Here is a 19,035-nt window from a genome sequence, read left to right as displayed (position 1 = left end):
GTGCTAACTTCGAGCTTGTGGAATAGCACCCAATGTTGATTCCCTTGGTGCTTGTGAGATAGGGTATAGAATTTGTGACGTTTAGCTTTGTGAATGACTAATCTTTGAGTATATCGTAGTTTGTTTAGGAATTATTGATTATGTTGACTGAATTACGATCTCGTTATCCGGCGGGAAGTTTAATTTCTGAGTTACTGACTATTTATCAGGGAAAATATGTCGTGCGAGCATTGGTACAAGTCGATGGCGTGACCCTAACTACGGCATTAGCCGCCGCCGATACCGTTGAGTTAGCCGAGGAACAGGCAAAAAAACGGGCGATTCAATCCCTGGATCTCGATTCCACCCCACGCCAACCTCCTACCCCCAGGGAACCTTTAAAACCCACGCCGCTTGAACTTAAGCCGGAGGTTCCAACGGCTGTTCCTGTCCCCCCAACCCCCCTTACTTTTGAAACCTCTATTCCTCCGTCTTCCTCTTTTATCCCCGAGGAAGATGCCGGGGTAATTCCCTCTCTCACCTCCGATGATTGGTTATCGGCCACCTATATTCAGCCCAAAACCGACAAGACCCCGGATCAGGATCAGGAGGGGAAATCCTCCACCCCTAAGACTTCTAAAGCCCGCAGTGCTTCCTTACCCCCGGTTCCTTCGAGTACGGAAGTGGCTTCCCCCTATTCCGATGAACCGGAATTGAGTCAGGCCGCAGCTAGTTCCAGTCGTCCTTTAGAAACAACGGATTTTTCTTCGGATATTGCTAAAACGGATATTGAATTAAAACGATTACGGTGGACACAGGAACAGGGCCGCGCCCATTTACTCAAAACCTATGGGAAACGGTCTCGCCAGCATTTAACTGATAATGAATTATTGGATTTTCTGCACTATTTAGAATCCCTTTCCACACCCACCGAATCCCCCTAAAATTGATCTTAGTCTCCCATAATATGGACGACTAATTCCCGAGTATGACGATGGCGTCGATGTTCCCAGAGATAAATTCCTTGCCAGGTTCCTAATAGTAACCGTCCCTGGGAAATCGGGATTTGTTCAGAAGTATGGGTCAGAATTGTCCGAATATGGGCGGGCATATCATCGGGCCCTTCGGCATCATGGATATAATAATTGCCTTCGGGAACTAACTTAGATAAAAAGTTCTCTAAATCCCTGAGTACATCGGAATCAGCGTTTTCTTGAATAATTAAACTGGCGGAAGTATGACGTAAAAATAGATGGCAAATTCCCATTTTTATCCCAGAATTTTTAACTACTTCCTGGACATAAGCCGTAATTGTAGAAAAGGATTTTCCACTGGTTTGTACTTCTAAAATTTCTTGATAATGTGCCATAGTTAATTCGTAGTAAGCCCGACCGGGCTTAATGATCCTTAAATATTAAAGTCAACCCATAAGATAGTCAATCACAGATTGAGCGATCGCTTCATTCCCATTTTTATCTAAGGTTTCAGATAAACGGGGTTTGATCAAAGGTTGGTGCAGAAAACTCCAATTCTGTTCAAAAAATTCCGCCGCCTGAATAATCTGGTGAGTCCCATAATTTTCTAACCATTCTAATAAAACCGGAGCTTCTGCAAATCCATCTCGGGTTAAAGAAACCACAGGAATATCTAACCGTAATGCCTCCGCAAAGGTACTATAACCGGGTTTAGAAATTACCTGACTACACAGGGGCATTAAATCCACCGGACGCACATGGAAGGGATGGGAATTGTGATCCGGTAATTTCTGAGAATTACTGACTTGAATTAAATTGGGAAAGGGGGGTAAATGCTGATCAAATGTAATAAACGTATAATCCGATAACCGTTCAATATTATGGTGGGGAATTGCTGATAATCCCAAACCGCCAAAAGTTAATAATAGGGTTTTTTCGGGTGGGGTTTTAATCCCTAACTTTTGCCGGAGATAGTCTAAATCAAACCGAGGATTTCCCCCGGTTAAACCGACATCAATTTGATGGGGAAAAGCTGTCATCGGTTCATGGAGAGGAAGCCGAAACAGGCGATCGCATTGACTAAAACAACCGCAAATCCAATCTGCTAACTCCATAAATTCTTCTCCCAAATCTCGATAGATAAAATCCCAACCAAAATTACCCATCATCCAACAGGGAATCCCCGCAGCCTTAGCAATTTCCGTGGCCAGGGGAGAAATATCAGCTAAGATTAAATCCACTTTATTTTGTTTAATAAAACTTACTTCCCCGGCAATAATTGCCCGTTGCTGTTGACGGATTGTTTGCCATTGTTCCCGGGTTGCTGCTTTATCCATGGTCAAACTATCCGACTGTACCACCCCCACATCAAAACCGCGAGGACGGATAATAAAATCTCCCTCCAAATAAGATTCTAATAACCATCGAGGGGCCGTTGTGACGAGAATCAATAATACATCAGGACAACGCCTTTGAATTTCATTCGCAACCGCAGAGGTGCGAACCGCATGACCAAATCCATGATTGGTAATTGCTAGATATACAGTAGGTCTTGACATTATAAAAAAAATTTAGTTGGGATTAGATTAACGGAAATTCAATTTTGGTGATTTGATCAAATAATCATACTTAAGATAGATAAAAATTAAGCCGATGTCACCTAAAATTGCCAGAGTAAGAAACTAAAAATTCATGAAAGTATTGCTGCTCTATCCTCAATTTCCTCAATCTTTTTGGTCTTATGATCGCTTCATGGAAATTGCTGGTTTTAAAGCAGTGATTCCACCGTTAGGAATTATTACAGTTGCAGCCCTATTACCGCAAGACTGGGAGATGAGATTTCGCGATCGCAATGTCGCCTGTGAAACCCAAGCGGACTGGGACTGGTGCGATCTGGTGATTCTTTCCGCCATGCTAGTACAAAAACCCGACTTTCAAGCCTTAATTCAAAAAGCCGCCCGTCTAGGTAAAACCGTAGCCGTGGGTGGCCCCTATCCCACTTCCGTCCCCCAGGATGCCCTCGACGCCGGGGCTAATTTCCTGATTCTCGATGAAGGGGAAATGACCATTCCCCTATTCCTAGAAGCTCTGAGTCAAGGCCAAACCCAGGGAATCTTTCGCTCGACGGAAAAGCCCGATGTCAGCCAAAGTCCTATCCCCCGTTTTGACCTGCTGCACCGGGAGAGTTACTTCATGATGGCGATGCAGTTTTCCCGCGGCTGTCCCTTCAACTGCGAATTCTGTGACATTATCTCCCTTTATGGCCGCAAACCCCGCACCAAAGAGCCGTCTCAAGCCCTAGCGGAGTTACAAACCCTCTACGATCTCGGTTGGCGCGGTTCCCTGTTTATTGTAGATGATAACTTTATTGGCAACCAGAAGAACGTTAAATCCTTTCTCCGGGAGCTAATTCCCTGGATGGAGCAACATAACCATCCCTTCACCTTTATGACGGAAGCCTCGGTAAATCTAGCCGAAGATGATGAACTTCTGCAACTGATGGGGGAAGCGGGTTTTTATGCCGTATTCCTGGGAATTGAAACCCCCGACCAAGATAGCCTGAAATTCACCCGCAAACAGCAAAATACCCGTAGTCCCTTAATAGAAGCCTGTCGTAAAATCAACCAGGCGGGGCTACTAATTTATGCCGGGTTTATCCTGGGTTTTGATGGAGAAAAAGCCGGGGCCGGCGATCGGATTCAAGCCTTTATTGAAGAAACCAGTATTCCTCAACCGATGCTAGGTATTCTTCAAGCCCTGCCCAATACGGCCCTTTGGGATCGGCTCAAACAAGAAAAACGCTTAATGGAGGAAAACGGCCACCCCACGGGCGACCAAAATACCCTGATGAACTTTATCCCCACTCGCCCCATGGCCGACATCGCCCGGGAGTATGTGGAAGGGTTTTGGACGCTATACGAGCCGGAAAACTATCTGCGGCGGTGTTTGCAACAATGTTTAAAAATTAACTGCTCCACAACCAAAAAACAAACCATGCAGTTTCCCCTGGGTAAAGGGTTAAGATTAGTCGCTCAAGTCATCTGGCATCAGGGAATACGGCGGCCCGAGATTAGGGGACAGTTTTGGAGTCAACTGTGGATTATCCTCCAGAAAAAACCCCAAGTGCTGAATATGTATCTAGGCCTATGTGCGGCTGGGGAACATTTCTGGGAATATCGCGCCTTAGCCAGAGAACGGATTGAGCAACAAATCAATCTTCAGCCCTTAACAACCGCCGAAGTCGAGACCCTAAACTCCTTGCCCCTATCGGTCTAAAGAGATTTTTGACATCCCGAAAGCAGATTTCAGACCGTCTAAGTTTTTGAGCATAGACATCCGCCGGGAAATACTTCTAGCCGCGCCAAAGCTCATGAGATCTCCCAACTGAAACAAGATCCGACCGTCCCTGGTCAAAATTTCCGGCTCGGCCAGGGTCAGTGTGGCGGTGTCATGGATAGAGATGAAAATGCAGGTACAAATACTTTGATTAAAGAATCTCAGTGGCTTTAGCTGGTGAGAGTGTGAAAATTTAGATATTGAATATACTATTAATTCAGGAAATGCGCCGAATTTTTCAGTAAACAGGGTGCAAATACTCTAGGGTAAGTGTTGAGGGAATCAGAAGCCACCAAGTCAGTAGCAAAATCCTCCGTTGTTTAACAATTGGGAGGTGTGTGTAAGTTTTGTGTTGTAACTGAGAAACTGAAGTTGTGACCAGTGATCAAGGGCGAATTGAATGAAATTCTGGACAAAAAGCCTGATGTCCAGGCTTGTAATCGGTTTTTTACTGCTATCGATGGTAACTGTCCTGGGGGTGGTGGCGGTCGCCTTTCAAAGTGCTAAAACTGACCTACAACAATTGGTATTTGACCAATTAGAAGTCATCGCCACCCTCAAAGAAAGATCTTTAAATTTATGGGTGGAAAACCAAAAAAATGCAACTTTTTCCTTAGCACAGTTACCCGATATTAAAACTGCCGCCAAAATTTTAGTAACTGATGATCCAAGTTCCCAACTCTGGCAGGATTCCCACACACAAATCAGACAATATATGGCTTCGGTATTAGCCACCAGACCGGACTTTCAGGAAGTTCAGATTTTGAGGGCAACTGGGGGACAAATTGTTTTTTCTACCAATCCCCAATCTGAGGGTCAATATCGGGTTCAGGAAAAATATTTTCAAGCGGGTATTTATAAGACTTTTGTGCAAAATATTTATGTTTCATCGATTACAAATAAACCAAATTTAACGATCTCGACACCGATTAAGGGGGCTAATCAGGATGTAGTTGGGGTGTTGGCAGTGCACCTGAATATGAAAAGAATGGAAGAAATTGTTTTTGATAAAACGGGTTTGAGAACCACGGGAAAAACCTATTTATTTGATCGATCTCATATATTTTTTACCGCCGAACAATTTGGTCGGTATGACTTTCCAGAAAAAGTGGATAGTCCGGGGATTAGAGAGGCTTTATCGGGAAAGAATGGCTATAAAAGTTATATAAACCATGCCGGGATTCCGGTGATTGCAGCCTATCGTTGGCTGGATAGACAGCAATTAGCATTATTAGTAGAAATGCACCAATCGGAGGCGAATAAACCCGCCGAAAAATTAGCTTGGATTATTTTATGGGTGGGATTAACTTCGGCTGTTATTTTGGCGATTGGAGTTTATATTTTAGCACGACAAATTACTCGCCCAATTATCAATATTACGGAAATGGCAACTCAAGTCTCCGAGGGAAATTTGACCTTATTAGCCCCCGTGGTTAATGATGATGAAGTCGGACAATTGGCTATTTCTTTTAACCAAATGACCCGGCAACTACGCCGTCTATATAAGGGTTTAGAAGAAAAAGTTTTTCTACTTCAGCAAAAAGAAATTCAATTAAAAGAGAGTTTAAATCAACTCAATGCCGAGAAAAAAATTAGTGAAGTTCAGAAAAATCAATTAACTCAAGCCTATCAAGAAATTAGTCTGCTCAACGAAAGGCTGAAAACTGAAAATTTGGATTTAATGTCAGAATTAAAAATTCAAAATCGACACTTATATCAATTTTTAGAAGCGATTCCTTTGGGTGTTATTGTTGTGGATGCCGGAGGAAATTTATATTATAGTAATAAGGTGATTCAAGAGTTATTAGGAGTTGAAGTTTTATTTTCTAATCCCCCGTTACAATTGAATATTTATTCTCATTCCTCATCCGATGCCAAAAAACCTTATATTTTAGAGGATTTACCGATTTTTAGAGCTCTGCGTGAGGGCATTTGCTGCATTGATACCTTAGAAGTCATCTCCTTAGATCAGACTATTCCCTTGCAAATGTGGGGAACTCCAATTTTTGATGAATTTGGTCAAGTGACCTATGCCATTGGCGTGTTCCAAGATGTGAGCGAACGCCGACGGGCGGAGGAGGAACGCCAACAGTTTATTGAGGAAATGTTTGAGATTAATTGTAATTTGGAATTGGCTTTAGATCAGGAGGAACAATTGACCGATGCGGCGGGAAGATTTGTTCCGAATCAATTTTTATCGTTTTTGGGATATGAAAGTTTAGTAGATGTTAAATCGGGGGATGCGGTACAAAAACAAATGTCTATTTTATTCTCAGATATTCGGAGTTTTACCCAAATGTCGGAACGGATGACCCCCGAAGATAATTTTAAATTTATTAATGCTTATTTATCCCGCATGGAACCGGCGATTACTGAAAATCGAGGCTTTATTGATAAGTATATTGGCGATGCAATTATGGCGCTCTTTGGCGGCAGTGCTGATGATGCGGTGAAAGCGGGAATTTCTATGTTACAAAGATTAGCAGAATATAATCTGACTCGTCAACGTCCCGATCGCCCTCCGATTACCATTGGGATCGGAATTAATACCGGGGATTTGATGTTAGGAATCGTCGGTGGACAACATCGCATGGATAGTACCGTGATTAGTGATGCGGTTAATTTAGGATCTCGATTAGAGGAATTAAGTAAGCGGTATGGGATTCCTTTATTAATTAGTGAACATACCTTTTTATGCCTTGAAGATCCTAATATTTATTCTTTCCGAGTGATTGATAGGGTGAGGGTGAAAGGGAAATCAGAAATGGTCTCAGTTTTTGAAGTTTTTGATGCCGATCCGCCCTTAATCTATCAAAAGAAACTAGAAACTAAAACCTTGTTTGAGCAAGCTTTAACCCTCTATCATCTGAAAGCCTTTCCCGAATCGGCTGAATGCTTTGAAGCCTGTCTACAAGAAAATCCATCGGATCAAGTAGCTCAAATTTACTTACAGCGCGTGATTGAATCCTTATCAATATAGTTAAAAAGAGTCGTGATTAGATTTTAATTAAATGAGTAAATATTTTCACCCTAACATGATATAATGGACTACCAGAGTTTTTGGGATAAGCCCGTAATCAAGGCGTTAACAAAAGGTTTTCAGCTTTGATTAGGTCAAATTTTTTAACTCACTCCAGTACCACAAAAATGCTTGAATTTCTAAATTTTTAGGACATTTTCCCGATTTTACAGTTTCTCCCTTGAGTTATTTGTTTGTAAAAAAAGGCACAGTAGCTGAAGTCACTTTTGATCGATCGTCACTCAAAGGATTTATGACACAAATTTTTGGCGACTTTGTTGAAGTTCCTCCAACGAGCAATGAATTTCTCGTCATTGGTTTCTCTCCGAGTTCAATTCCCCTAAAACACCGTTGGCGTAATAATGGATTATCAGCTAATTTTATGGCTGATTATGTCACTACCTTTTTTCCTAAAAGTGAAGATGATCCCACGACGGCAAAGTTACAAAATGAAATCAAAAGTGCTGTTAGCTTTATCGCCAATGAATTATTAGAAAATGCGATGAAGTTTAGTGATTATACGGTCACTCATCCGATCAGCATCCAACTGTATTTAAAAACTGATCGATTAATCTTTGTAGTAGTCAATAGTATTAATCAGGAAAGAGTTGAATCCTTCCAACTGTTTATTGAAAAACTGATCAATTCCGATCCTCAAGAATTGTATATTGAGCAAATAGAAAAAGGTTTAGAGAGTGATAATAGTTCTGGTTTGGGCTATTTAACCATGATCAATGATTACCTCGGTCGATTGGGCTGGAAATTTGAAACCCTTGAAACCGAACCTAAAGTTGTGACTGTTACAACCATGGTTCAGCTTTTGATCTAACCTTTAAAATTGATTGATACAACGTGAAATATTAGGATTCTAACCATGATAACCCAAGCCATTAAAGCCGAAGACTATGAAGTGATCTATGAGAGTGACACCAGTACCGTCACCTTATCAGGCTCCTTGCGTTTAAGTGGACTCGAAGACACTAATCCTGTGATAAAATTACTGCACCAAGTTTTAGAAGAAAACCCATCTATGATTACCATTAATCTCAAAGAATTGGAGTTTTTGAATAGTTCTGGGATTAATATGCTTTCTAAATTTGTGATTAAAGTGCGTCAAAAAAAAGAGACTGCTTTAATTGTCTTAGCCTCCACAACCATTCCCTGGCAAGGTAAATCTCTCAAAAATTTACAAAAACTTATGCCCTCTTTAGAACTGAAGATTGAATCATAAATTTTGTCGGCCTTTAGACTTAGACTTTAAATCAAAATCAGATTATTGATAGACTATAGAGCCAGTATAAAGATGCAGCAAAACTCCCCAGTAACGCCCTCTGACCTCTTATTGGAAACAGCAAAACTTCGTTGTGAACTAGAACAGTTGAAACGGGAAAAGTTCGATTTAGAAATTTTACTTGAAACAACAATCGTTCATGCAGATTTAGTTGAAGCTCAATTACACGAATCCAACCTGCAACTTGAATTAGAAGTCCGGGAAAGAAAGGCTACCGAAGCGAAATTAAAAGCATCGGAAATTCAACTAAACAGTTTACTAGAAACCATAACTCAAGCTAATTATGATCTAAAAATTATCTTGGAAACCACAACAGTTCATGGAGATTTTATCGAAGAGTATACCCATAATCTGAGTATTCGAGATCCCTTAACGGGTTTATTTAATCGGCGTTATCAAGAAAAATCCTTAGAACGTCATCTTAAATACGCCCAGGAATATGGGCAAAATCTAAGTATTATTATGGGCGATATTGATTATTTTAAGAACTTTAATGATCAATGGGGACATCAAGCGGGGGATGTGGTTTTACAGGAAATTAGCAAATTTTTGATTTATAATATTCGTCAATCGGATATTGCTTGTCGTTATGGAGGTGAGGAGCTAATGTTGATCTTACCCGGCACTTCTTTAGAAGAAGCTAAAAATTTAGCCAAGCAACTGAATTTAGGAATTCAAAGATTGAGTCTGGACAAACCGGAGAAATTTTTACAAAAAGTGACTGTTTCTTTAGGAGTTGCGAGTTTTCCTGAACACGGACTATCGAGTCTGGAAATTACTCAATCGGCTGATGCAGCTTTATATCGAGCTAAGGCTAAAGGACGAGACTGTGTGATTACCGCCAGTGAACTTTTGCTTTAGGAGATTAATTTTTTTACAAGGGATCAATTTTTAAACTAATATTAAATCAATAGCGTTCTGAATCTGATCTCATCCTTTAAGGTAAGTATAAGTTAATGGAAAATGATCAACTTTCTCAAAAACAACTGTTGGACTATATCAGCCAACTTTGCCGGGATATAGAAACTCTTAAACAAGAAAAAGCTGATCTGGAAACTCTATTAGAAGTTATTATTGATCATGGAGATTCAGTCGAAGCTCAGTTACAGGAATCCCATAAAAAACTCAAAGCTGAAATCCAACAACGCTATTTAACCCAACTAAAACTCCAAGCCTCTCAAGAACACTTACAATCCTTAGTCACTTTATTAAGTCAGGAAAAAAATGATTTAGAGTTAATCCTAGAAACAACCATTGAACATAGTAATATTGTCGAGGAATCCTTGCATTATGATAGTATTCATGATCCCTTGACGGGATTATTGAATCGCCGATATTTAGACCTCGTATTACCCCAGGTCTTCACCTCAGCCCAAAAAATACAAGAGTGTTTAAGTATTTTAATTGCTGATATCGATTATTTTAAGCTATTTAATGACAATTTCGGTCATAAAGCCGGAGATGTTGTTCTAAAATTAGTCTCTCAAGCGGTACAAGGGGTGATGCGGACTTCCGATCTAGCCTATCGTTATGGCGGAGAAGAATTAGTATTTGTTTTACCCAATACCGATGTAGAAACGGCTACAATTATTGCAGAGGAAATTCGTCAAAAAATTAAAAACCTACAGTATGAATATTCCTATAATTTCTTAACTAGAATTACCGTATCAATTGGGGTTGCTGCGTTTCCTGAACATACCACCTCCTGTGAGGATTTGCTACAACTTGCAGATCGAGCCTTATATCAAGCTAAAGCCCAGGGACGCGATCGGGTTGTTGTGATTGATCATAATGCTAATCACCAATTTTAAATTGATGTTTCCATTCTAATAAAATCCCGCGACACTGAAGACAAACTAAATCCTTGAGTAAATCTTCAATTCCTAAAATAGTCGTAGGATAGGTCGCACCTAGATAGTCCTGATCTACTAAAATATTGGGTAATATCTCAGCGACAAATCCATATAGTTTTTGATTAGAAAAAGAACTATTAATCTCCCAACCCTGATGATTTAAAGGAGTAATTTTATCAATATCACAGGGTTTAATTCCTAACTCTTTTTCCACAATTATAGGTACGGTTTCTAAAGGGGTTTGTTCAGAGGCAACTCGTCCTCCTGGAAAATCCAGGGTAATTTTTCCTACCCCCGGACGATACATCGGTTGTGGTAAAAGTAAACGTTGATTTTGAATCGTTAAAATCACGACGGAATCGGCTTTTTTAACCCGCCAATATTCTAAAATTCTGCCTTGATTATCCTGTAACTGTTCTGCGATCACGGTTACCCAAGGGGACGGAATTTCTAGTAGAGGTTGAACCAATTTCCAAGGATCAGAGGATTGATTATTTTTGCCCATTTCATCCTGATTTCATTTTTTTATGTAAAAGTGAAGCTAGGGAGTTAAATATTGGATTAAACTTTAATTCAATCTTTAGCATACCCAGGCTTTTATTGAAAATTTTGAGATCAAAACCATGAAATTCAAATCTCTTTTTTTATTACCCATACTAGCAATTCCTGTCACCTTGAGTTTGGGAGCTTGTACCAGGGTTGAATCGGATTCTAAACCGATGTCTTCTGAAGCCGTAACTCCCGTTAGTTCTGAAACAATTTTAACCCAAAATAACGGCATGATGTCAGGAAATCATGGGATGATGATGGATTTAGGGCCAGCGGATGCTGAGTATGATTTACGCTTTATTGATGGGATGATTCCCCACCATAAAGGAGCAGTTAAAATGTCTGAACAGGTACTGCAAAAATCCAATAATCCTGAAGTTAAAAAATTAGCTGAGGAAATTATTAAAGCTCAGGAAAAAGAAATTGCTCAGATGCAGGAATGGCGAAAAACATGGTATCCTGATGCCAAAGATGCGATCATGTATCATGCCCCTATGGGTCACAGTATGTCCATGTCTAAGGAAGATATGGAATCAATGATGATGATGGCTGATTTAGGCCCTGCTGATGCTGGTTTTGATCAACGATTTGTTGAAGCTATGATTCCTCACCATGAAGGAGCATTAATTATGGCAAAAGACGCTCAAGTTAAATCAAAACGTCCTGAAATTCAGCAACTTGCCCAAGCTATTTTAGTTTCCCAAGCAGCGGAAATTAAGTTAATGAAAAAATGGTTAAAACCATGATTTAACTAATCAAAAATTTTCGATTAACCGTCATCCTTTAAATCTTGAGGATTTAGGGATGATGGAGATGGGAAAATTAAAAATCATTCATCAGCTTTATCATGGGTGGGGGTTGGCTTTAATTGGTAGTCCTTGGTAAATTCAGATATAATATTTAATATTGTTATTCAGCTTCAAGGCTTTAAAATTGATAGCCAATAGATTACCAAAAAAACATTATGAGCAAGGATAAAACCCCACAACTGACCCTTAGCGAAGAAGCAAGCACCCGCACACCGCCTTGGGGTCAGGTGACTCTACTCGAAGAAGGCGAGCGCTATCGGATTAATCGCATTGTGGTGAATCCGGGTTATCATATTAGTACCCAGATGCACTATCATCGCAGTGAACACTGGATTGTTGTCGCCGGAACCGCTAAAGTGATGTGCGGCGGACAGGAAACCTTATTACTTCCAAAGCAGTCCACCTATGTTCCGATGAATACCCCCCACCGCCTAGAAAATCCTGGGGTAATTCCTTTAGTAATGATTGAAGTGCAAAATGGCGAATATTTAGGGGATGATGATATTACTCGTTTTCCCGAAGAAGATGCCAAAAGCAAGACGAAAAAATAACTCGACAGAACGCACAAAATGAGAGACAATTTATCTGAATCTATTGATTTTCTCCTTTACTAAACTACTCATGGATTTAAAGTCTCTCATTCGCAATATTCCTGATTTTCCCAAACCAGGAATTTTATTTCGAGATATTACCACCCTGTTACAAAACCCCCAGGGACTTCGATATACTATTGATTGTTTAACCGAAAAATGTCGTCCTTTGTCTCCTGACTATATTCTGGGGATGGAGTCTAGGGGGTTTTTGTTTGGAATGCCTTTAGCTTATCAATTAGAAGTGGGTTTTATTCCGATTCGTAAACCTAAAAAATTACCCGCCGCCGTCTATCGGGCAGAATATGAATTAGAATATGGGACAGATTGTTTAGAAATGCACCGAGATGCTATTTCATCGGGGCATAAAGTCTTAATTGTTGATGATTTAATTGCCACTGGAGGCACAGCAAAAGCCACCGCAGAATTAGTTGAACAAGCCGGGGCTACGGTAGCAGGATTTTGTTTTGTGGTGGAACTCACCGGGTTAAAAGGACGGGAACAATTACCAGATGTTCCGGTAATTAGTCTATTACAATATGATTAAGAGTTTGAGGTTTTTTTGGGGTAAATTTATTAGTTATCAAGGGAAAAAATTAAGGTTATGGGTGAAACATTAGTCTATATTGGTAAGCGATTATTACAGGCGCTTTTAACTCTACTTTTAGCATCGGCTTTATGTTTTGCCATTACTCAACTTGCCCCGGGAGATTATTTAGATAACCTCTCGAATAATCCTCAAATTTCCCCCGAAACCTTAGACCAACTGCGAGAACAATTTCGCCTAGATAAATCTCCCCTAGAACAATATTGGCATTGGTTAACCCAAATTGTGACTCGGGGAAATTTTGGCTTTAGTTTTGCCAATCAACGTTCTGTTACTTCCCTGCTGATAGAACGAGTTCCTGCTACCTTATTATTAGCATTTTTATCATTAATTTTAACCTGGGCAATCGGGATTCCATTAGGGATAATTGGGGCGGTGAATCAGAATCGTTTTACTGACCGATTTTTACAAGTGATTAGTTACACCGGACAAGGTTTTCCCAGTTTCATCACGGCTTTATTATTATTATTTTTTGCTCAAAAAACTTCCCCCCTATTTCCGGTTGGCGGCATGACCAGTATTAACTTTCCCGATTTATCACCCTTGGGAAAAATAGCCGATATTGCTTGGCATAGTATTTTACCGACATTAGCATTAAGTATTACCAGTTTTGCGGGTTTACAACGATTAATGCGGGGGCAACTTTTAGATGTTTTACGCCAGGATTATATTCAAACGGCGAGGGCAAAAGGACTACCGGAAAATCGGGTTATTTATGTTCACGCCCTGCGGAATGCCATTAACCCTTTAATCACATTATTGGGGTTTGAATTTGCCAGTTTATTAGGGGGAGCTTTTATTGCCGAAACCTTTTTTAACTGGCCAGGATTGGGTAAATTAATTTTACAAGCGGTACAACAACAGGATTTATATTTAGTTATGGCGAGTTTAATGATGGGGGCAGTGATGTTAATTATTGGTAATTTATTAGCGGATTTACTATTAAAAGCTGTTGACCCTCGAATTAAATTAGAAGATTTACGATGAAATTTTAGATGTAAAATGGAGGTAATAGAATCAAAATAAATTGGGTTTAACCCAGTTTGCACTTTTAAGGAGACGGTTTAAATGCTCTCTGAAGTTTATTATATTCTTCGCTCTAAAGCCGATGGACGTTATGTTACCTCCCATCCTGACCCCGATAGTCCATCGGCCTATTTATTATTATTTTCAGAAAATTTTGATGCTTTGAGTTATTTAAACAAACACGCCCGGGATGTCAAAGATCGGTTTGCGGTAGAATCGGTTACGGGTTATCAAATTAAACCAATTTTACAGCGCTGGGGATTTACGGGGATTGCGATGGTTAAAGATCCTCTTTTACCGCAGATTGAATTTATCGAAATTAAACAAAATTAACAGGTTAATGAAACAAAGTTAAGTTATGGAGTTTGATAGCGATCGCTATTTTCTCTTGGGTCAATTAGAACAGGAGCAAAATATTTGCGAGGGTTTTTATCCCCAGAAAACCTATATCTGCACCAGCGACTCAGGACGCTTGCACTACTTTTTGATAAATTTTATATATTTGTTTCTAAATTAATCTAGTCTAACCGATAGCTAAACCCATTCCTCCCAATAAGGCACTTGCTCCTGATCGCTTTAACAGGACAACTTCTTAAAGTCCCCCAATGTTGGGGGATTTAGGGGGCAAATATTGCTGCTTGAGAAATAGTCTCTAAAACTGCCGATCAATCCTTCATAATAACCTGATCATTCTAAACACTATACATTTCAAGCCATCTAGCCCCCTAGCCCCCAACATTGGGGGGAAAATAAATAATTAGGACTTTTTAGGGCGATTGCTATTATCATTGGTATGCGATCGCCTACTTTTGACACGCTATATCTAGCCTGCTTGCGTAAGTCTTGATTAACAGAAATAACCATAACTGGGAATTCGTATTTATACGGAACTTTAATATCTTTCATATAATTAGTTATACATCCACTTCCTCAGCATTTTTCAAAGCTTCCTGATAGGTATCGCCATGAGTATGAGCATAGGAGCCAAATTCAGGTAAAGTGACAAGATAGGTTTTATCCTGTTCTGACCATTGAATTAAAATACTATATTGAGAGTGCATTATTTATCCTCTAATTAGAGAAAAGTTAAATCGGAAACCAATTTTCATCTAAAATTTGTTCTAAAGATCCAATTGAAATTACTGGAAAAGTATCTAAAGGAAGTTGAGAACGAGCGCTCGCTTCTTTCCGCGCATCTTCATAACATTCATCAAAAATTTCTAAAATATAAGGTTTTAGACTAGGACTGGTTTTAAGTTGCTTGTTAATTTGTCTCCTAAATGCCATAATTTCCCCTTTCCAATGTCCCTGATTTCGTTCCCTTTCCCCTTGCCAAAATTGCAGTTTCAGGAGATGCTCAAATAGCTTAACTAATAAATTTTCAATCTTGTGTTTTTCGCTTCTCCCCATCGTCTCTAATTCTTCCAGTAAATTCTCTAAATCAACCTGTGAAAACTGATGAACACGCAGTTGGTTAATCGTTGTTTTCAACCAGAGATAATAGTCTTGGTCGTATAAGGTTTCAGTCGGACGAGGAGATTGAGCCAACATAAACATAAAAACCTAAACCTCTGCTTAATTATAGCTAATTTTTGTTAAAATTGTCAACCGGATTTTCTAAAATTTCTAATACCGCCTTGGGAGATAATTTATCCTTAAACCAAACTACAGGGACGGGCAGACGATTAATATTAATTCCGGCATTTTCTAAATTCAATCGTTCAGAAATCGCTAATATTAAATAGTCACAGCCAGAAGATTGAACTTGATAAAACTTTTTCTGTAAATATTCCGGTCGCCAATAACCAATAATCTCTAATAAAAACATTCTACCATCGGGATGAACTAAGCGAAAATCAGGAATCATTACACTCCCTGGAATCGGAATTAAATCGACTTCCCGTTCTAATTTCCACTCAGTTTTTAAAGTATTCCAGCGCTCGGCAAAAGATTGTTCAATCATACTATCATAGGGTTTCCCCGGGGGATAATGACTGACTAAACCGCAATCGGAATTTAAACTAAAATAACCCGTTTTTATCACCCGAGTATAGGGATCACGTTGTTGTAATTTAGCTTTTAAACTCCATTTGGTAACATGAAGTAAGGCGGGAATCATTTTAGCTAAGGATAAACCATAGCGGGTACTAGCTTTAAATAAACTCGTTGGGCCATCAATAGTTAAAGTAAAACCTCGATCTGCATCTCCCTCAATATAAGTCATTAATTGGAATAATTTTAAATAGCGAAATAAGAGTTTATATTCCCCTGGATCATTACGATAGGCGTTAATAATAATTTGACTAGCTTGATAGAAAATCCCCTGAACTTGAGATAAATTATACCGATGTAATAACGCCTCTGGAGTGGGAGAATCTAATTGGGTTAAAATCCGATTTTCCTGTAAATCTGCATAAAGACCTGATAAAATTTGATGGGATAAAACCTCTCGATTTAAGTCTTGACTTAGTTGAGTTGCTAACTGTTCTAAGGTTTGTTCTGTCGAGGCTAAACTGGGTATTGTTTTGGCGGATAAGGTAAATACTTTTTGTCGTAATTCCACAGGTTCTAAGGGACTAACTATCTCAAAAGTACAAAAACCACTTCTTAATAAATGGGCTAACCCTCTTTTTAACCTATAGTCTGGACTATCCCCTTCAAATTCCTGTAAGCGTTTACTTAATTCCCCTTGGGTTTTATTCACAGATTCTTCAAAACAACGAATTACTTCCGTTGCTAAATCAATATGTTTGGGATCAATTTTTAGTCGCAGGGGAATTACTGTTTCGCCCTGTTGTTTATAACTTAAAAGTTCAGAAGGTAGCATCAGAAATTCCAACTCATAAATTTAGGGCAAAACTGAAATTTTACTAACTTTTATTCAGCAATTTTTTGTTCTGTAATTACCATAAATCCTCTGAATTTCCCAGTTTCTGGATAAAAACTTTGGGTGGTTCTAATTCGTTCAGAGGGACTAATCAGATTGATGGTTTCAACGGCTCTTAATTTACCTGTTGTTTTATCCCAAACCCTGAAAATAATTAAATCATCATCTCGTTCTGTTGCTATAGATTTATAATTAACAAAAGCCGAGTCTGAACCTTCAATTAAGACTTCCCCTTCTCCGATAACCGTACCAATGAAATTGTGAGTTTCTGATTGACCATTACTATAGGTTTGAACATTAGTTTGTAACCACTTATTCTCAACAATATTTTGGGTTACAACCGCCGTAAATCGAGTTTTTTCTTGCCCGTTTTCATCGAAAATAATCCAGTTTCCTTGCCAATTTCCCGTATGTTTAGGAAAAATGCTAAAGTCTTTTAATAAAGGCAGGTTGGTCAAATTCATTACTTTTGTCCCCTGAGATGAGCGAACCATACTAATAATCAATAATTATATCACACCTTGAAATTATTGCATAGATTTTTATTCGGATTCTTCTTGATTATTCCATATTTCCGAGGATTCTGCAACCCGTTTGCTTGGGGTATTTTGAATCCCATATAACGGTTTAGGTTGAAATATATCTAACTGTTGGTAATCAGAATTAGAGGATTTTTTGGGCGGTTGGGGTTTAGATGATGTTTCTCCTTTACGACGTTGGGATGTGCGTTCCTCGCTGGTATCTTCTGTTACAACTTCATACAAAATCGCCTGTTTATTGGGGGTATTTCCTTTGCGTAAAACTCGGCCTAACCGTTGAATATATTCTCGTTCTGAACCTGTCCCTGATAAAATAATTGCTATCTTAGCATCAGGAACATCCACTCCTTCATTTAAAACATGGGATGCAACTAGGGTTTTATAGTCTCCGGCTCGGAATTTAGTTAAGATTTCATGGCGTTCTTTTACAGGGGTTTGATGGGTAATAGCGGGAATTAAAAAACTTTGAGAAATTTTATAAACTGTTGAATTATCGGCGGTAAAAATCAAGGTTTTTTCCAGATGATGTTGACTCAATAAATCGGCTAATATCCTCAATTTTCCGTTAGTACATAATGATATTTCTTTAGCTTGTCGGTGCGCTAACATTGCTCGTCTTCCTAAAGGCGATCGCGCACTTAACATTACAAATTGTTTCCAACCATCTAAACTCGATAATTTAATATTATTCTCTTTAATAAACTCGTTCCTGATTTTCATTTGTTCTTGATAAGTCTCTCTTTCCTTGGGAGAAAGTTTAACTAAAATTTGTACAACCCGATGATTTGCTAATGCCGTTCCTGCTAAATCTTCCGGAGTTTTACGATAAACTGTAGACCCAATTAACAAGGATAAATCACTATGTCTACCATCTGAACGTTCAGGAGTTGCTGTTAGTCCCAAACGATAAGGAGCGAGGGAATATTCCGCAATAACCCGATAAAAGTCCGTGGGTAAATGATGGCATTCATCAAAAATTAACAGTCCATATTTATTTCCCAAGGTTTCAGAATGAATCGTTGCACTATCATAAGTTGCCACTAAAATCGGGGTTCTATCCTTCGATCCTCCTCCTAATAATCCAATTTCAATATCAGGAAAAGCCGCCAATAAATGGGCATACCATTGGTGCATTAAATCCAAGGTTGGCACAACAATTAAGCTACTATATCCTGTCTCTTGCATCGCCAATTGAGCTAAATAGGTTTTCCCGGAAGCTGTGGGTAAAACCACCACTCCTTGACTTCCTACCGCTTGCCAAGCTGCTAATGCTTCCTGTTGATGAGGATAGGGAGGCATTTCAAAACTAGGAGTTAATTCTAATGGGTTAAAATTATGAGCTTGATCAATAAAATCGACTTGATTTTTGCGTAAAGTTTCTACTAAATTACGATAATAAAAAGCTGGACTTCTAAATTTTTCTACCCGATCATCCCAGGTCACAAAATCAATCCAAGTTTTCCCTTTTGGGGGAGGATGTAATAAAAGTGTACCCCGATCAAAGGATAATGTAGGTGTGCGAGGCATGGGTTTCTAGGGTGTTTTTAATAGCGATTCTGAATCATGATATATTTGA

20 protein-coding genes are annotated in these 19,035 nt (G+C 39.2%); 12 read left to right on the top strand and 8 right to left on the bottom strand.

The window, feature by feature from the left end; all coding sequences use genetic code 11:
• Positions 1-140: 140 nt before the first annotated feature.
• Positions 141-923, top strand: a complete 783-nt coding sequence (locus PL9631_RS21645; RefSeq protein WP_083623553.1) for a hypothetical protein — start codon at positions 141-143, stop codon at positions 921-923.
• 8 nt (positions 924-931) lie between these two features.
• Here PL9631_RS21645 and PL9631_RS21640 read toward each other — a convergent pair whose 3' ends face one another.
• Positions 932-1,348 (bottom strand): secondary thiamine-phosphate synthase enzyme YjbQ, encoded by a 417-nt coding sequence (locus tag PL9631_RS21640; RefSeq protein ID WP_083623551.1) that lies wholly within the window; start codon positions 1,346-1,348, stop codon positions 932-934.
• A gap of 51 nt (positions 1,349-1,399) precedes the next feature.
• On the bottom strand, positions 1,400-2,512 hold the full coding sequence (locus PL9631_RS21635) for a precorrin-6A/cobalt-precorrin-6A reductase family protein (RefSeq protein ID WP_083623549.1): 1,113 nt from the start codon (positions 2,510-2,512) through the stop codon (positions 1,400-1,402).
• A gap of 133 nt (positions 2,513-2,645) precedes the next feature.
• Here PL9631_RS21635 and PL9631_RS21630 point away from each other — a divergent pair, with 133 nt between their 5' ends.
• The 6 genes from PL9631_RS21630 to PL9631_RS21605 all read left to right on the top strand — a co-directional run bounded on the left by PL9631_RS21630 (position 2,646) and on the right by PL9631_RS21605 (position 10,410).
• Positions 2,646-4,229, top strand: a complete 1,584-nt coding sequence (locus PL9631_RS21630) for a B12-binding domain-containing radical SAM protein (protein ID WP_083623546.1) — start codon at positions 2,646-2,648, stop codon at positions 4,227-4,229.
• Between the two features lie 484 nt (positions 4,230-4,713).
• Positions 4,714-7,269 (top strand): adenylate/guanylate cyclase domain-containing protein, encoded by a 2,556-nt coding sequence (locus PL9631_RS21625; RefSeq protein WP_231516812.1) that lies wholly within the window; start codon positions 4,714-4,716, stop codon positions 7,267-7,269.
• Between the two features lie 292 nt (positions 7,270-7,561).
• Complete coding sequence (locus PL9631_RS21620; protein ID WP_083623544.1) at positions 7,562-8,137, top strand: slr1658 superfamily regulator; 576 nt, start codon at positions 7,562-7,564, stop codon at positions 8,135-8,137.
• A 45-nt stretch (positions 8,138-8,182) separates the two neighbouring features.
• The gene (locus PL9631_RS21615) at positions 8,183-8,539 is read left to right on the top strand and encodes a slr1659 superfamily regulator (RefSeq protein ID WP_083623543.1); all 357 of its coding nucleotides are present in this window, start codon (positions 8,183-8,185) and stop codon (positions 8,537-8,539) included.
• Positions 8,540-8,611: 72 nt separating this feature from the next.
• On the top strand, positions 8,612-9,460 hold the full coding sequence (locus PL9631_RS21610) for a diguanylate cyclase (protein ID WP_083623541.1): 849 nt from the start codon (positions 8,612-8,614) through the stop codon (positions 9,458-9,460).
• 95 nt (positions 9,461-9,555) lie between these two features.
• A complete protein-coding gene (locus tag PL9631_RS21605) occupies positions 9,556-10,410 on the top strand; it encodes a GGDEF domain-containing protein (RefSeq protein WP_083623540.1) in 855 nt (284 codons plus the stop codon).
• Here the strand turns inward: PL9631_RS21605 and PL9631_RS21600 are convergent.
• Positions 10,394-10,957 (bottom strand): NUDIX hydrolase, encoded by a 564-nt coding sequence (locus PL9631_RS21600; RefSeq protein WP_083623538.1) that lies wholly within the window; start codon positions 10,955-10,957, stop codon positions 10,394-10,396. The two genes, PL9631_RS21605 and PL9631_RS21600, sit on opposite strands and share 17 nt — an antisense overlap.
• A 118-nt stretch (positions 10,958-11,075) precedes the next feature.
• On the opposite strand from PL9631_RS21600, the gene PL9631_RS21595 reads away from it, so the two are divergent.
• The 5 genes from PL9631_RS21595 to PL9631_RS21575 all read left to right on the top strand — a co-directional run bounded on the left by PL9631_RS21595 (position 11,076) and on the right by PL9631_RS21575 (position 14,366).
• Positions 11,076-11,747, top strand: coding sequence for a DUF305 domain-containing protein (locus PL9631_RS21595; protein ID WP_083623537.1), 672 nt, complete (start codon positions 11,076-11,078; stop codon positions 11,745-11,747).
• A gap of 218 nt (positions 11,748-11,965) precedes the next feature.
• Positions 11,966-12,361, top strand: a complete 396-nt coding sequence (locus PL9631_RS21590) for a phosphomannose isomerase type II C-terminal cupin domain (protein WP_083623535.1) — start codon at positions 11,966-11,968, stop codon at positions 12,359-12,361.
• Positions 12,362-12,431: 70 nt separating this feature from the next.
• Positions 12,432-12,947: an adenine phosphoribosyltransferase gene (locus tag PL9631_RS21585; protein WP_083623533.1), complete on the top strand. Its 516-nt coding sequence runs from the start codon at positions 12,432-12,434 to the stop codon at positions 12,945-12,947.
• Positions 12,948-13,004: 57 nt separating this feature from the next.
• Positions 13,005-13,994 carry an ABC transporter permease gene (locus PL9631_RS21580; protein WP_083623532.1) on the top strand — a complete coding sequence of 330 codons (990 nt, stop codon included), beginning with the start codon at positions 13,005-13,007 and terminating at the stop codon, positions 13,992-13,994.
• 81 nt (positions 13,995-14,075) lie between these two features.
• The gene (locus PL9631_RS21575) at positions 14,076-14,366 is read left to right on the top strand and encodes a hypothetical protein (RefSeq protein ID WP_083623530.1); all 291 of its coding nucleotides are present in this window, start codon (positions 14,076-14,078) and stop codon (positions 14,364-14,366) included.
• A gap of 581 nt (positions 14,367-14,947) precedes the next feature.
• On the opposite strand, the gene PL9631_RS21570 is transcribed toward PL9631_RS21575, so the two are convergent.
• The 5 genes from PL9631_RS21570 to PL9631_RS21550 are packed head-to-tail and all read right to left on the bottom strand — an operon-like array spanning position 14,948 to position 18,986.
• Positions 14,948-15,094: a type II toxin-antitoxin system HicB family antitoxin gene (locus PL9631_RS21570; RefSeq protein ID WP_197046463.1), complete on the bottom strand. Its 147-nt coding sequence runs from the start codon at positions 15,092-15,094 to the stop codon at positions 14,948-14,950.
• 25 nt (positions 15,095-15,119) lie between these two features.
• Positions 15,120-15,584, bottom strand: coding sequence for a DUF29 domain-containing protein (locus PL9631_RS21565; RefSeq protein ID WP_083624298.1), 465 nt, complete (start codon positions 15,582-15,584; stop codon positions 15,120-15,122).
• A gap of 34 nt (positions 15,585-15,618) precedes the next feature.
• Positions 15,619-16,860, bottom strand: coding sequence for a DUF790 family protein (locus PL9631_RS21560; RefSeq protein ID WP_083623526.1), 1,242 nt, complete (start codon positions 16,858-16,860; stop codon positions 15,619-15,621).
• A 50-nt stretch (positions 16,861-16,910) separates the two neighbouring features.
• A complete protein-coding gene (locus PL9631_RS21555) occupies positions 16,911-17,414 on the bottom strand; it encodes a hypothetical protein (protein WP_231516811.1) in 504 nt (167 codons plus the stop codon).
• A 48-nt stretch (positions 17,415-17,462) separates the two neighbouring features.
• Entirely contained in the window at positions 17,463-18,986 is a 1,524-nt protein-coding gene (locus tag PL9631_RS21550) for a DEAD/DEAH box helicase (protein WP_083623524.1), read from the bottom strand.
• Positions 18,987-19,035: the final 49 nt, after the last annotated feature.

This window comes from Planktothrix paucivesiculata PCC 9631 (genome assembly GCF_900009265.2).
Taxonomy (GTDB): domain Bacteria; phylum Cyanobacteriota; class Cyanobacteriia; order Cyanobacteriales; family Microcoleaceae; genus Planktothrix; species Planktothrix paucivesiculata.
The sequence above is the reverse complement of the archived record's forward strand: the minus strand, read 5'-3'. Positions and strand labels throughout refer to the sequence as shown.

Coding starts and splice junctions, on each gene's coding strand:
- PL9631_RS21600 (WP_083623538.1), bottom strand. CDS start 10,957: ATGGGCAAAAATAATCAATCCTCTGATCCTTGGAAATTGGTTCAACCT.
- PL9631_RS21605 (WP_083623540.1), top strand. CDS start 9,556: ATGGAAAATGATCAACTTTCTCAAAAACAACTGTTGGACTATATCAGC.
- PL9631_RS21570 (WP_197046463.1), bottom strand. CDS start 15,094: ATGCACTCTCAATATAGTATTTTAATTCAATGGTCAGAACAGGATAAA.
- PL9631_RS21580 (WP_083623532.1), top strand. CDS start 13,005: ATGGGTGAAACATTAGTCTATATTGGTAAGCGATTATTACAGGCGCTT.
- PL9631_RS21550 (WP_083623524.1), bottom strand. CDS start 18,986: ATGCCTCGCACACCTACATTATCCTTTGATCGGGGTACACTTTTATTA.
- PL9631_RS21595 (WP_083623537.1), top strand. CDS start 11,076: ATGAAATTCAAATCTCTTTTTTTATTACCCATACTAGCAATTCCTGTC.
- PL9631_RS21630 (WP_083623546.1), top strand. CDS start 2,646: ATGAAAGTATTGCTGCTCTATCCTCAATTTCCTCAATCTTTTTGGTCT.
- PL9631_RS21620 (WP_083623544.1), top strand. CDS start 7,562: ATGACACAAATTTTTGGCGACTTTGTTGAAGTTCCTCCAACGAGCAAT.
- PL9631_RS21615 (WP_083623543.1), top strand. CDS start 8,183: ATGATAACCCAAGCCATTAAAGCCGAAGACTATGAAGTGATCTATGAG.
- PL9631_RS21565 (WP_083624298.1), bottom strand. CDS start 15,584: ATGTTGGCTCAATCTCCTCGTCCGACTGAAACCTTATACGACCAAGAC.
- PL9631_RS21610 (WP_083623541.1), top strand. CDS start 8,612: ATGCAGCAAAACTCCCCAGTAACGCCCTCTGACCTCTTATTGGAAACA.
- PL9631_RS21585 (WP_083623533.1), top strand. CDS start 12,432: ATGGATTTAAAGTCTCTCATTCGCAATATTCCTGATTTTCCCAAACCA.
- PL9631_RS21635 (WP_083623549.1), bottom strand. CDS start 2,512: ATGTCAAGACCTACTGTATATCTAGCAATTACCAATCATGGATTTGGT.
- PL9631_RS21640 (WP_083623551.1), bottom strand. CDS start 1,348: ATGGCACATTATCAAGAAATTTTAGAAGTACAAACCAGTGGAAAATCC.
- PL9631_RS21645 (WP_083623553.1), top strand. CDS start 141: ATGTTGACTGAATTACGATCTCGTTATCCGGCGGGAAGTTTAATTTCT.
- PL9631_RS21625 (WP_231516812.1), top strand. CDS start 4,714: ATGTCCAGGCTTGTAATCGGTTTTTTACTGCTATCGATGGTAACTGTC.
- PL9631_RS21555 (WP_231516811.1), bottom strand. CDS start 17,414: ATGGTTCGCTCATCTCAGGGGACAAAAGTAATGAATTTGACCAACCTG.
- PL9631_RS21590 (WP_083623535.1), top strand. CDS start 11,966: ATGAGCAAGGATAAAACCCCACAACTGACCCTTAGCGAAGAAGCAAGC.
- PL9631_RS21560 (WP_083623526.1), bottom strand. CDS start 16,860: ATGCTACCTTCTGAACTTTTAAGTTATAAACAACAGGGCGAAACAGTA.
- PL9631_RS21575 (WP_083623530.1), top strand. CDS start 14,076: ATGCTCTCTGAAGTTTATTATATTCTTCGCTCTAAAGCCGATGGACGT.